The organism is Acinetobacter sp. NIPH 298 (assembly GCF_000369505.1).
GTDB lineage: Bacteria > Pseudomonadota > Gammaproteobacteria > Pseudomonadales > Moraxellaceae > Acinetobacter.
The window spans coordinates 314,323-327,692 of the sequence record NZ_KB850055.1 but is presented as its reverse complement, the minus strand read 5'-3'; the positions used below and the strand labels follow the sequence as shown (position 1 = coordinate 327,692).

Below are 13,370 nucleotides of genomic sequence, written 5' to 3'. Positions count from 1 at the left end.
GACGATCTCTTTCTAAGCAGATGCTTTTGACCATACTTTTTGAATAAGACCCACGACAATCAATACAATCACACCAGCAACTAAACCGATCCCAAAATTGATCAATGTCGGTGTTACAGCCCCAATGATGGAGCCAACACTTGGGATTAGTTCTAAATGATCTACTGTTTCTTCAGTAAAATGATGCAGCAAAGGGATGGTATGTGCGATGATGCCACCACCGACTAAAAACATCGCAATCGTTCCGACAATAGATAAAGTTTTCATTAAAACCGGGGCAAAAGCGAGTAATCCACGTCCTATTTTATTTTTAAATTCAGAAACTTGTTGGGTTAAATATAAACCTAAATCATCAATCTTAACGATCATTGCGACCAAACCGTAAACGCCAATGGTCATCGCAATAGCGATCACACTTAATACTGACACTTTAGTCATAAATGCTGCGGTTGCAACGGTACCTAACGAAATCACCACAATTTCAGCAGATAAAATAAAGTCAGTACGAATTGCGCCCTTTACTTTTTCTTTTTCAAACTTCTCTAAATCAACCTCTACTGCTTGTAGGCTTTCATTCGCCTCTTCAGCTGTTTTTGCTTTTTTATGGTGGAATGTGTGTACTACTTTTTCCACGCCCTCATAACAAAGAAATAAGCCACCAATCATTAATAATGGGTTAATTAGCCATGGGGCAAAAACACTAATCAACAGCGCTAATGGGACTAAAATTAATTTATTTACAAACGACCCTTTTGCAACACTCCAAACAACGGGTAATTCACGATCAGAACGGACACCACTCACTTGTTGTGCATTGAGCGCTAAATCATCTCCCAACACACCTGCCGTTTTTTTTGCAGCCATTTTGCTCATGACCGCCACATCATCTAATACCGTTGCAATATCATCGAGTAATAACAATAGACCACTGGCCATTTTATTTCCTAATTTGTAGTTATTTTTACTATTGTAGAATCACTCAATAAATTCACAACATTAATTTAATAAAAATTTGAAGCAATCGCTGACGAAAAAAAATTATTTACCGTACAATAATCCCAATCTTATATTGATCAAATCACTGAATCTTGGAACATATCATGAGTAATGCTGATAATCGCCCAATCATTTTGACAGGCGACCGCCCTACTGGACAACTTCATCTCGGACACTTCGTCGGTTCATTACGTTCACGTGTAGGTTTACAAGATAGTCATCATCAACACCTTTTATTGGCAGATGCCCAAGCGCTCACAGATAATGCTGATAATCCAGAAAAAGTACGCAATAACATTTTGCAAGTTGCGTTAGATTATTTAGCGGTCGGTATTGACCCAAGTAAAACCACCATTTGTGTACAGTCTTGTTTGCCTGCGCTCAATGAACTCACGATGATTTATCTCAACTACGTTACCGTAGCGCGTTTAGAGCGAAATCCAACCGTAAAAGCAGAAATTCAGCTTCGTAACTTTGAACGCGATATTCCAGCGGGTTTCTTATGTTATCCAATTGCTCAAGCAGCAGATATCACTGCATTTAAAGCAACGGTTGTCCCTGTCGGTGAAGACCAACTACCAATGATTGAGCAAACCAACGAAGTTGTTCGTCGTGTCAACCGCCAAATCGGTCATGATCTATTGCCTGAATGCAAAGCATTATTATCAAATATGGCGCGTTTACCTGGTTTCGATGGTAAAGCCAAAATGTCGAAGTCTTTGGGCAACACTATCGTGTTAAATGCTTCAGATAAAGACATCAAAAAAGCTGTGAACGCGATGTATACCGATCCGAATCACTTGCGAATTGAAGATCCAGGTCAAGTGGAAGGTAACATTGTATTCACTTACCTCGATGCTTTTGATCCGAACAAAGCAGAAGTAGAAGAGTTAAAAGCACATTATCGTCGTGGTGGTTTAGGTGATGGTGCGGTGAAAAAACGCCTAGAAGGTATTTTACAAGAGCTGATCGCCCCGATCCGTGATCGTCGTGCAGAGCTAGAGAAAGATCCTGATTACATCATGGATATTCTCAAACAAGGTACTGAAAAATGCCGAGATATTACGCAGCAAACGCTGGATGAAGTAAAAGCAGGATTAGGATTATTCAAATTCTAATTTAGTTTATTTTTCACAAAAAAAGTCCACAAAATGGGCTTTTTTTGTATAAACACTTGATTTAAGTCTAATTTAAGAACTTTTCTTTAAAATCAAAAACTAACACTTTTTGTCACTTATTAACATCTATTAACAGTAGGTAACACGAATACCCATGAATCTGGTCAGGTTTTTAAATAATATAGCGAAGTAGGTTAGCAAACACTAATCTCATGACATTTCTCCTTTTCAACCGAAACTGTTTTAAACAGATTCGTTGTTCAACGCAGTGATCACCCCAATCATTGCGTTTTTTTTCGCCTGCAACAACGCGTAATTTAAGTTGAATTTAAAGTCACTTACATTTATCCTTATAACTGTTTTATTTTTATAAAAATTTATTAATTCTTTCAAAAAAAGAAATAAGAGTAATGCGAATGATTTTAGAACTCTTCACCCACCCATCCAATTTTATTTTTAGCATTGCATTATTGCTATGTTTATTTATTGGTGTTCTTGAAATCATTTTATTATTACTGGGTGGCAGTTCTAGTTTCTTTGAACAATTTCTACCAGATAGCCTAACTGAAATCAATAATGCCGATGTCTCGATTGAACATTCAAATAACGTATTTACTCAACTTCTAGAGTGGTTATGTCTGGGTAAAGTTCCACTATTAATTTGGCTGATCATTTTTCTAACTGCTTATGGGTTAACTGGCTTAATTATTCAGAATATTTTTTTCCTTTTGACTGAGCATTATTTTTCAGCTTGGTTGATCGCACCAGCATGTCTGTTTCTTTGTATGCCTATTGTGCGCTATAGCGCTGCTTTCGTTGCAAAAATTATCCCAAAAGATGAAACCACCGCGATTCATAGTGATGAACTGATTGGACTTACCGCACAGATTATTTTGGGTGAAGCAAAACCCAACTCCCCTGCTCAAGCGAAAGTTAAAGACCAATTTGGTCAGACACATTATGTCTTGGTTGAACCGGAACTTGATATTATATTTCATCAAGGACAAGACGTTATTTTAACGCAAAGAACCAAAATTGGCTTTCAAGCAATTGCCACTTAATTTTTTATATTATTTACATAGAGGGTATTTAAATGCTTACTTCAGCATTGACTGAAATTCTAATTATTACGGGTATTATTTTTGCTGTACTGATTTTTATTGGTGTTGTAATTGCTCGATTATATACACGTTCAAGTAAAGAAGTCTCTTTTGTGCGTACAGGTTGGGGCGGTGAAAAAGTGATTTTAAATGGTGGTGCGATTGTACTACCAGTTTTACATGAAATCATTCCTGTAAATATGAATACTTTACGCTTAGAAGTGAAGCGTGCTGCTGACCAAGCTTTAATTACCCGTGATCGTATGCGTGTCGATGTTATGGCTGAGTTTTATGTTCGCGTTAAACCAACGGCTGAATCAATTGCAACGGCTGCTCAGACGCTGGGTAGAAAGACCATGTCCCCACCTGAACTAAAAGATTTAGTTGAAGGTAAGTTTGTAGACTCTTTACGTGCAGTTGCCGCAGAAATGGCAATGGAAGAACTACATGAAAAACGCGTCGACTTCGTGCAAAAAGTTCAGCAAGTGGTATCAGAAGATTTATCAAAGAATGGTTTAGAGCTTGAAACAGTGTCATTAACAGGCTTGGATCAAACCAGCTTTAAGTTTTTTAATCCTCAAAATGCATTCGATGCTGAAGGTTTAACCAAGCTGACAGAAACCATTGAAGACCGTCGTAAAAAACGTAACGATATCGAACAAGATACGGATCTTGCCATTCGCAGTAAAGATTTAGAAGCTGAACGTAAACGTCTTGAAATTTCACGTGAAGAAGAATACGCAAAACTACAACAAGAGCGAGAAATTTCAATTCGCAAAGCTGAACAATCGGCTGAAATTGCGTCTCAAGAAGCTGGCAAAAAACGTGAAGCTGAAGAAGCACGTATTGCTGCTGAACGTGAAGTTGAATTGAAGCGTATTGCCGCGGCGCGTGATGTTGAAAATGAAAATATTCAAAAAGCACAGCTCATTCAAAAAGCAGAAGTTGAACAGAAGAAAACCATTGAACTTGCAGAGCAAGATCGCGCCATTGCCATTGCTGAAAAGTCTCGTGCTGAATCTGAAGCCAAAGCGCAAGCCGATAAAGCACGTGCTGAAGCAGTAAAAGCAGAAGAAGAAGTCATCACTGTACGTGAAACACAACGCGCAGAGCGTCAGAAAGCCGTTGAATTGGTTGCAGCAAAACAATCTGCCGAGAAAGATGCGATTGCGATTACCGTTGCAGCTGATGCAGGTAAAAAGGCCGCTGCTGATGAAGCTGAGGCAGTCCGTATTGGGGCAGAAGCCGAAGCTGAAAAAGTACGCTTAAAAGCAAAAGGTGAAGCCGATGCAAAAATATTGCTTGCTCAAGCCTTAGAAAAACAATACCAAGTTGATGCTGAAGGTACACGTGCTGTCAATGAAGCAGCCAACGTACTCTCTGCTGAACAGGTAGAAATGCAAGTACGCTTAGCACTTCTTAAACACTTACCAGATATTATCCGTGAAAGTGTTAAACCAATGGAAAATATAGATGACATCAAAATTTTACAGGTCAATGGTTTAGGTGGTTTTGCTGGTGGAAGCGGTGTATCTGGCGAAACAGTTGAAAATGGCCAAGCATCTTTGTCAGATCAGGTCGTGAATAGCGCCCTACGCTACCGTTCTCAAGCACCATTGATCGATAGCTTGATGAGTGAACTTGGCTTACAAGGCGGCGATATTAATGGTTTGACTCAGAACTTAAAGCCAAAATCTGAATAAATAATTTATTCACTCCAATAAAAAACCCCAATAAAAAATATTGGGGTTTTTTTCAGATTAAAATCTAACGAATTACGCTAAACCTTTCTCTTTCAATACTTGCATCATTGTTGAACCAAGCTCAGCTGGGCTACGAGTGTAAGCCATTCCCGCGCGTTCAAATGCAGCGAATTTCTCTTCAGCAGTACCTTGACCACCAGAAATGATCGCACCAGCGTGACCCATACGCTTACCTTTAGGTGCAGTTACACCAGCGATGTAACCTACTACAGGCTTAGTCACGTTAGATTTAATGAATTCAGCAGCTTCTTCTTCCGCTGTACCACCGATCTCACCGATCATGATGATTGCATCAGTATCTGGATCGTCTTGGAACAATTGAAGCGCTTCGATTTGGTTCATACCTGGGATTGGGTCACCACCGATACCGATACAAGTAGACTGACCTAAACCAAGCTTAGTTGTTTGAGCAACCGCTTCATAAGTCAATGTACCTGAACGTGAGATGATACCAATACGACCTGGTTGATGAATGTGACCTGGCATAATACCAATCTTACATTCACCTGGAGTGATCACGCCTGGGCAGTTAGGACCAACTAAACGCGTACCGTTACCGTTAGTTTCTAAGTAGCGTTTTGCTTTAAGCATGTCGACTGTTGGAACACCTTCAGTGATCACAACGATCAAGCTAACGCCCGAATCAACCGCTTCAATGATTGAGTCTAAAACGAATGGAGCTGGTACATAGATCACAGTTGCATCAGCATGTGTTTCACGTACAGCTTCTTTCATTGTGTTAAATACAGGTAAGTCAAGGTGAGTTGAACCACCTTTACCCGGAGTCACACCACCAACAACTTTTGTACCGTAGTCTAAAGCTTGTGCAGAGTGGAAAGTACCGTTTTTACCAGTAAAACCTTGTACCAATACTTTAGTGTCTTTATTAATTAATACGCTCATGATTGATACTCCTTACGCTTTAACTGCAGCTACAACTTTTTCTGCGGCATCAGATAAACCGTTCGCAGAAATTAATTTCAAACCAGATTCATCAAGTAATTTAGCACCTAATTCAGCGTTGTTACCTTCTAAACGAACAACAACTGGAACAGTTACGTTTACTTCTTGAACCGCTGCAATAATCGCTTCAGCAATCATGTCACAACGTACGATACCACCGAAGATGTTGATTAAAACACCTTGTACAGATGTATCAGCAAGGATGATTTTGAACGCTTCGATTACGCGCTCTTTAGTCGCGCCGCCGCCAACGTCAAGGAAGTTTGCAGGCTGACCACCATAAAGTTTAATGATGTCCATTGTAGCCATTGCAAGACCAGCACCATTCACCATACAACCGATGTTACCTTCTAAAGCAACATAGTTAAGATCAAATTCAGATGCTTTTAATTCACGCTCATTCTCTTGAGATTTGTCACGTAAAGCAGCAACCTTAGGTAAACGGTAAAGCGCGTTAGAATCGATACCTACTTTCGCATCAACACATAAAATATCGCCATTTTCACGAACTGAAAGTGGGTTAATTTCGAATAATGCAAAGTCATTTTCTACAAATGCTTGATAAGCAGCAGCCATAATTTTTACAAATTGGCTAATTTGCTTGTCTTTCAAACCTAAAGCAAACGCAACTTCACGCGCTTGGAATGGTTGTAAGCCAACAAGTGGATCAACTTCAACTTTGATAATTTTTTCAGGCGTTTCTTCTGCAACTTTCTCGATTTCTACACCACCTTCGGTAGAAGCCATGAAAGTAATACGACGGCTAGAACGGTCTACAACTGCGCCCAAATAAAGCTCACGCTCAACTGGGTAAACGTCTTCAGCAATGATAATGCTGTTAACAGGTTGACCATTTGCATCTGTTTGATACGTTACTAAACGAGTACCAATGATGTTGTTAGCGAATTCGATAACATCTTCTTTTGATTTTGCAACTTTAACACCACCAGCCTTACCACGGCCACCAGCATGAACTTGCGCTTTCATTACTGCGAATTTACCACCAAGCTGTTCAAATGCAGCAACTGCTTCGTCTGCATTGGTTGCCAAGATACCTTCTTGTACTGGCATACCATATTCTTTCAATAACGCTTTAGCTTGATACTCATGTAAGTTCATTTAGTTACCTACTATGTTGTTTGTGTGATACAGCCTAGATGTACTTAAAACTAGACTGCTACATATTGAGTAAATGATCACCGTATAAAAGCGATCATCATCATTCAAAAAAAGTGTGGCGAACCACACTTTTAATTTATTTACGCTTACGTTGAATCGCGTGGATTGCACGACCATCAACAGCAAGCGCTGCTTCATGTACAACTTCAGAGAATGTTGGGTGACCAAAAGTCATCAATTGTAAATCTTCCACTGAAGATACAAATTCAAGTGCAATCATACCTTGATGTACGATATCAGATGCATTTGGACCAACAACGTGCATACCTAACAGACGATCTGTTTTGGCATCTGCAACGAATTTAACAAAACCAGCAGTATCACCAGCAGCCAATGCACGACCATTCACCGCAAACGGGAACTGACCTGCTTTAACTTCATGACCTTTATCGACGGCTTGTTCTTCAGTTAGACCAACCCAAGCTGCTTCTGGATGCGTGTAAATAACGCTGATGATCGTGTCATAGTTCACTTGAGCAGCATGACCGTGAATACGCTCAACAGCCATTACGCCCTCTTCCATTGCTTTATGTGCAAGCATTGGACCACGAACTAAGTCACCAATTGCATAAACGCCTTCAACAGAGGTTAAGCACTGATCATTGACATCAACCAAACCACGTTCAGTCAATTTAATACCAGAATCTTCTGCCAACAAACCTTCTGCATACGCTTTACGGCCTACACAAACGATAAGCTTGTCAAACACTTGCTCTTTGTCTTCGCCAGCTTGGTTATATTTAACGGTTACTTCGCGACCGTTAATTTCTGTGCCAGATACTTTTGCACCGATACGGATATCTAAATCTTGTTTCTTCAAGATTTTTTGATATTCCTTCGCCAATGCTTTGTCCGCCATCGGCAAGAAAGTATCCATTGCTTCAAATACAACAACTTCTGCACCCAAGCGACGCCATACAGAACCAAGTTCTAAACCGATCACACCAGCACCAATCACACCCAGACGCTTTGGAACTTCTGGGAATTTTAATGCGCCAGTCGAGTCAACGATTAAGTCTTCATCAACAGGTGCTACAGGAATATTTACTGGGACAGAACCCGTCGCAAGAATCACGTACTTAGGCTCTAAAACCTGTACATCACCCTCGAAAGGCGTAAATTCTACTTTTTTACCAGCAAGTAATTTACCCGTACCTTGTAACCACTCGATACCATTACCTTTCAGTAATTGAGCAACACCACCGGTCAATTGTTCTACAACTTTGTCTTTACGAGCAAGCAAAGTATCTAAATCGAACTTAACTTCGCCTGTGCTAATACCGTGTTCAGCAAGTTCATGAATCGTTGCTTCATAACGGTGAGAAGAATCAAGTAATGCTTTAGAAGGGATACAACCCACGTTTAAACACGTACCACCGAGAGATGGCTTACCGTTGTGAATACGTTTTTCGATACAAGCAACTTTAAAACCCAGTTGTGCAGCACGGATCGCTGCTTCATAACCACCAGGTCCACCGCCAATAACAACAAGATCAAACTGTTGAGACATTTTTATCTCCAATTAATCCCCCTAAATCCCCCTTTTTCAAAGGGAGACTTCCCCTCTTTAGTAAAGAGGGGTTAGAGGAGATTTATAATTAATGTATTAAAGATCGAGAATGAGTTTAGCTGGCTCTTCTAACAACTCTTTGATTGTTACCAAGAAACCTACAGCTTCTTTACCGTCGATTAAACGGTGGTCATAAGAAAGTGCTAAATACATCATTGGTAAGATTTCAACTTGACCATTTACCGCCATTGGACGCTCTTGGATCTTATGCATACCCAAAATAGCTGTTTGCGGCGTATTCAAAATCGGCGTTGAAAGCAATGAACCGAAAGTACCACCATTGGTGATCGTGAACGTACCACCAGTCATGTCTTCGATACCTAATTTACCGTCACGTGCTTTATAAGCGTAGTCACGGATACCGTTTTCAACTTCTGCATAGTTCATACGGTCAGTATCACGAAGTACAGGAACAACTAAGCCACGTTCACTCGATACAGCAACACCGATGTCATAGAAACCGTGATAAACGATATCATCACCATCAATAGAACCATTCACTGCTGGGTAGCGTTTTAGTGCTTCAGTCGCCGCTTTAACAAAGAAAGACATAAAGCCTAAACGAGCACCATGACGTTTTTCGAAAGCATCTTTATATTGCTTACGCATTTCCATGATTGGCTTCATGTTAACTTCGTTGAATGTCGTTAACATTGCAGTTTGTTGTGTCGCAGCCAATAAACGCTCAGCAACACGCTTACGTAAACGCGTCATTGGAACACGTTTTTCGATACGCTCGCCTACAGCAACGCTTAATGGTTGAACTGATGCAGCAGGTTTAGCTTGATGACCAGCAACATCTTCTTTAGTGATGCGACCACCACGGCCTGTACCTTGTACATCAGCAGCATTGATACCTGTTTCAGATAATGCTTTACGAACCGCAGGCGCTTGGTTTTGATCAACTGCTTGAGTTGATGCAGCCGCTGGCGCAGATGCAGCAGGAGCTTCAGCCGCTGGTGCAGCAGCTTCAGGAGCCGCCGCAGAAACAGCACCAGCTTCAAACTGTGCAATGACTTCATCAGAAAGCACAGTTTCGCCTTCGTCTTTGATGATTGCAACCAAACTACCGTCAGCTGGAGCAACCACTTCTAAAACAACTTTATCGGTTTCAATGTCACAGATCACTTCATCACGTGATACAGGTTCACCTACTTTCTTGTGCCAAGTTGCGATCGTACCGTCAGCAACTGACTCTGGGAATACCGGTGCTTTAATTTCGGTTGCCATTATTGAGAATCTCCTGATTGTTCAGCTTCAATTGCAAGTGCGTCATTGACGAGCTGAGCTTGTTGTTTTGCATGCAAGTACGGTGAGCCACAGGCAGGTGCGGCAGATGCTTCACGACCAGCATAGCTAATACGAATTTGTTTACCAGATTTAAGCATGTCTTCATATAAACGAGGAACGATGAACAACCAAGCGCCTTGGTTCTTCGGTTCTTCTTGTGCCCAAACAAGATCTTCAATGTTTGGATATGTAGCCATGACTTCAGCTAAGCGCTGCTCTGGGTAAGGATACAATTGTTCAATACGAACGATCGCAGTATTGTTTAAACCAAGCTCACGACGTTTTTCGAGTAAATCGTAATAAACCTTACCACCACAAAGCACTAAGCGAGTCACTTCAGCTTTGTTGATTTGATCTACTTCATCGATCACAGTTTGGAATGCACCATTTGCTAATTCATCTAAAGTTGAAGTCGCAAGTTTGTGACGTAATAAAGATTTCGGTGACATCACGATCAAAGGCTTACGAATAGGACGAACCGCTTGACGACGTAACGCATGGAAGATTTGCGCTGGAGTCGTTGGTGTCATCACCTGCATATTTTCTTCAGCACATAGCTGTAAGAAACGCTCTAAACGTGCAGATGAATGCTCAGGGCCTTGACCTTCATAACCATGAGGTAACAACATGGTAAGACCGCATACACGTTCCCATTTGGTCTCACCCGAAGCGATAAATTGGTCAATCACCACTTGTGCACAGTTAACGAAATCACCAAATTGTGCTTCCCAAACGATCAAACTCTTTGGCAAAGTGGTTGAATAACCATATTCAAATGCAAGTACAGCTTCTTCAGACAATAAAGAATCATATACCGCTGTACGAGGCTGATTTTCTTTGATGTGACAAAGAGGAATATATACAGAACCATCAACTTGGTTGTGTAATTTTGCATGACGATGAGAGAACGTTCCACGACCTACGTCTTCACCCGTAATACGCACAAGGAAACCGTCATCCAAAAGTGTTGCGTAAGCTAAAGTTTCAGCAGCACCCCAGTTAAGTGGCATTTCACCAGCTTGCATTTTCACACGGTCATCAATCACTTTTTGCACTTGGCGTTGCAACACAAAACCTTCTGGTAATGTATTCATCTTTTTACCAAGTTCTTTCAAACGATCGATATTAAAAGTTGTATCCCAAACATCTGTATATTCGTGACCTAGATACGGTGTCCAATCGACAAACATATGTTTATTTGGTTCACGAACTAAAGCATTGGCAACGTGATTACCAGCCTCTAAATCAGCGCGATAATCCTCTACCATTTGATCAGCAGTCGAACGATCAAGCACTTTCTCTTGTACCAATTGATCTGCGTATAAAGTACGAGTTGTCGCTTTTTTATTGATGACTTGATACATCAATGGTTGAGTACCAGATGGCTCATCCGCTTCGTTATGACCACGACGACGGTAGCAGAATAAGTCCAGAATCACGTCTTTACGGAATTCATGACGGAAATCATGTGCAATTTGCGTCGCAAAAATAACGGCTTCAGGATCATCACCATTAACATGGAAAATAGGTGCCTGAATCATTTTTGCTACATCGGTACAGTATTCTGTAGAGCGTGTGTCGCGTGGATCTGAAGTGGTAAAACCGACTTGGTTATTGACCACGATATGAACCGTACCACCAACCGTATAGCCACGCGTTTGTGACATTTGGAAGGTTTCCATGTTCACACCTTGACCTGCAAATGCAGCATCACCGTGAACAATCAATGGAAGTACGTCATCACCGCCGATATCTTTACGACGAACTTGACGTGCACGTACAGATCCTTCAACCACTGGACCAACGATTTCTAAATGGGATGGGTTAAATGCTAAAGCTAGGTGAACTTCGCCACCTGGGGTCATAACATTAGATGAGAAACCTTGATGATACTTCACATCACCAGAGCCTTTCTTATGAATGCTTTTACCTTCAAACTCACCAAAAAGGTCAGCTGGGTTTTTACCCATAATATTGACAAGCAAGTTGAGACGACCACGGTGTGGCATACCAATCACAACTTCTTTACAACCCACTGCGCCAGCACGTTGAATCAGCTCGTTGACCATTGGAATAAAAGACTCACCGCCTTCCACACCAAAACGCTTTGCGCCAACGAATTTGTTGCCAAGGTATTTTTCCAAGCCTTCAGCTGCCGTTAAGCGCTCAAGTACAGCTTTTTTCTGCTCTGCATTTAACTGGAATTTACCGCGAACACTTTCCAAACGTTGTTGAATCCAACGTTTTTCTTTGGTGTCAACAATATGCATATACTCTGCACCAATTGAACCGCAGTAAGTTGCTTCCATTGCCTCAATCATTTCTGACAATGTTGCTTCTGCTTTTCCAATTGCAAGATTGCCTGTATTAAATACAGTATCTAGATCAGATTTAGTTAAATTATGTTCAGATAAATCAAGGTCAGGAACTTCTTCGCGTTTCGCAAGACCTAATGGATCAAGTTTAGCTTTTTGATGACCACGGTTACGGTACGCAGCGATGAGTTGTAAAACACCAATTTGACGACGCTCGTGCTCTGTACTAACAGTACTTTGTACCATAGGTTGCACACGATTGGCATTACGTCCTAATAAAAGGAACTGTTCACGCACATTACCGTGTGGCTGATCACCTTTAGGATATTTATCAAAATATTCACGCCAATCCTCAGAGACTAAGGTTGGAGATGATAGGTACAGCTCGTAAAGATCTTCAATATACGCTGCACTATCAGCAGAAAGTTCAGTGTCAAGACGCAGCGCGTCAGCAACTTCTTGCATTTTTGGACCCATTTCCTATTGCAAAAAATATTACGGGTTGCCTTTTAAGCGCACCCATGATTCATAATGTCAAATTGGTAACAAGACACTACAGCCCAAGATCTTACGACCTTGAGACATCATTACTACACATCCGGAATATTTCCTTTGATGTAATAAATGAGCTATGCACTTTCAATTCAAAGCACATAACTCATTCTTATACTCGATGAAATCGAGCAATTTTTTGCAAATCATTTTAGAAAAATTAAATCAAACTTTAACTTTTCTAAAATGACTTCCCCAGTAAAAAAAGCCAAAATAAAAGCTTGAGATATCAGCCGAAGACACCTCTAAGAATAAACTTATTTTTTGCTTTTAGCTGTGGCAGAAATGCTAACATGTTATCAAGCGGGGATTGATTTTTTTGACACATACCATCCATAAAGCAGCGAAATACATACATCAAATTATGCTCTAATATACCGCCCTTTTTATAAAAGTTGCGCTTTTATCGACCAAAGTTTAACAAACGCTACAATTCTTGCACAAACATCACGCACAGTGTTTAAAAATAAGCCACATCACCACATATCCATTTTTATTATTAAGCTTAACAATATGACTTATAT

Annotated in this window: 9 protein-coding genes; 3 read left to right on the top strand and 6 right to left on the bottom strand. The window is 40.7% G+C overall.

The window, feature by feature from the left end; all coding sequences use genetic code 11:
- Window positions 1-12: 12 nt before the first annotated feature.
- Window positions 13-936: a DUF808 domain-containing protein gene (locus tag F903_RS06460; RefSeq protein WP_005195579.1), complete on the bottom strand. Its 924-nt coding sequence runs from the start codon at window positions 934-936 to the stop codon at window positions 13-15.
- Window positions 937-1,100: 164 nt separating this feature from the next.
- Between F903_RS06460 and trpS the strand changes: the two genes are divergently transcribed.
- The 3 genes from trpS to F903_RS06445 all read left to right on the top strand — a co-directional run bounded on the left by trpS (window position 1,101) and on the right by F903_RS06445 (window position 4,917).
- Entirely contained in the window at window positions 1,101-2,114 is a 1,014-nt protein-coding gene (gene trpS / locus F903_RS06455) for a tryptophan--tRNA ligase (protein ID WP_005195577.1), read from the top strand.
- Window positions 2,115-2,530: 416 nt separating this feature from the next.
- On the top strand, window positions 2,531-3,175 hold the full coding sequence (locus F903_RS06450; RefSeq protein WP_005195575.1) for a YqiJ family protein: 645 nt from the start codon (window positions 2,531-2,533) through the stop codon (window positions 3,173-3,175).
- 32 nt (window positions 3,176-3,207) lie between these two features.
- Entirely contained in the window at window positions 3,208-4,917 is a 1,710-nt protein-coding gene (locus F903_RS06445; RefSeq protein WP_005195573.1) for a flotillin family protein, read from the top strand.
- Window positions 4,918-4,989: 72 nt separating this feature from the next.
- Here the strand turns inward: F903_RS06445 and sucD are convergent, their stop codons facing one another.
- From sucD to F903_RS06420, 5 genes are all read right to left on the bottom strand, one after another.
- Complete coding sequence (gene sucD / locus F903_RS06440; RefSeq protein WP_005195566.1) at window positions 4,990-5,880, bottom strand: succinate--CoA ligase subunit alpha; 891 nt, start codon at window positions 5,878-5,880, stop codon at window positions 4,990-4,992.
- Between the two features lie 12 nt (window positions 5,881-5,892).
- Entirely contained in the window at window positions 5,893-7,059 is a 1,167-nt protein-coding gene (sucC, locus tag F903_RS06435; RefSeq protein ID WP_004669191.1) for an ADP-forming succinate--CoA ligase subunit beta, read from the bottom strand.
- Window positions 7,060-7,195: 136 nt separating this feature from the next.
- Window positions 7,196-8,629 carry a dihydrolipoyl dehydrogenase gene (lpdA, locus tag F903_RS06430; RefSeq protein ID WP_005195563.1) on the bottom strand — a complete coding sequence of 478 codons (1,434 nt, stop codon included), beginning with the start codon at window positions 8,627-8,629 and terminating at the stop codon, window positions 7,196-7,198.
- Between the two features lie 96 nt (window positions 8,630-8,725).
- On the bottom strand, window positions 8,726-9,919 hold the full coding sequence (gene odhB / locus F903_RS06425) for a 2-oxoglutarate dehydrogenase complex dihydrolipoyllysine-residue succinyltransferase (protein WP_004669195.1): 1,194 nt from the start codon (window positions 9,917-9,919) through the stop codon (window positions 8,726-8,728).
- Window positions 9,919-12,759: a 2-oxoglutarate dehydrogenase E1 component gene (locus F903_RS06420; RefSeq protein ID WP_005195561.1), complete on the bottom strand. Its 2,841-nt coding sequence runs from the start codon at window positions 12,757-12,759 to the stop codon at window positions 9,919-9,921. The genes odhB and F903_RS06420 overlap by 1 nt, the downstream gene beginning before the upstream one ends.
- Between the last annotated feature and the right edge of the window lie 611 nt (window positions 12,760-13,370).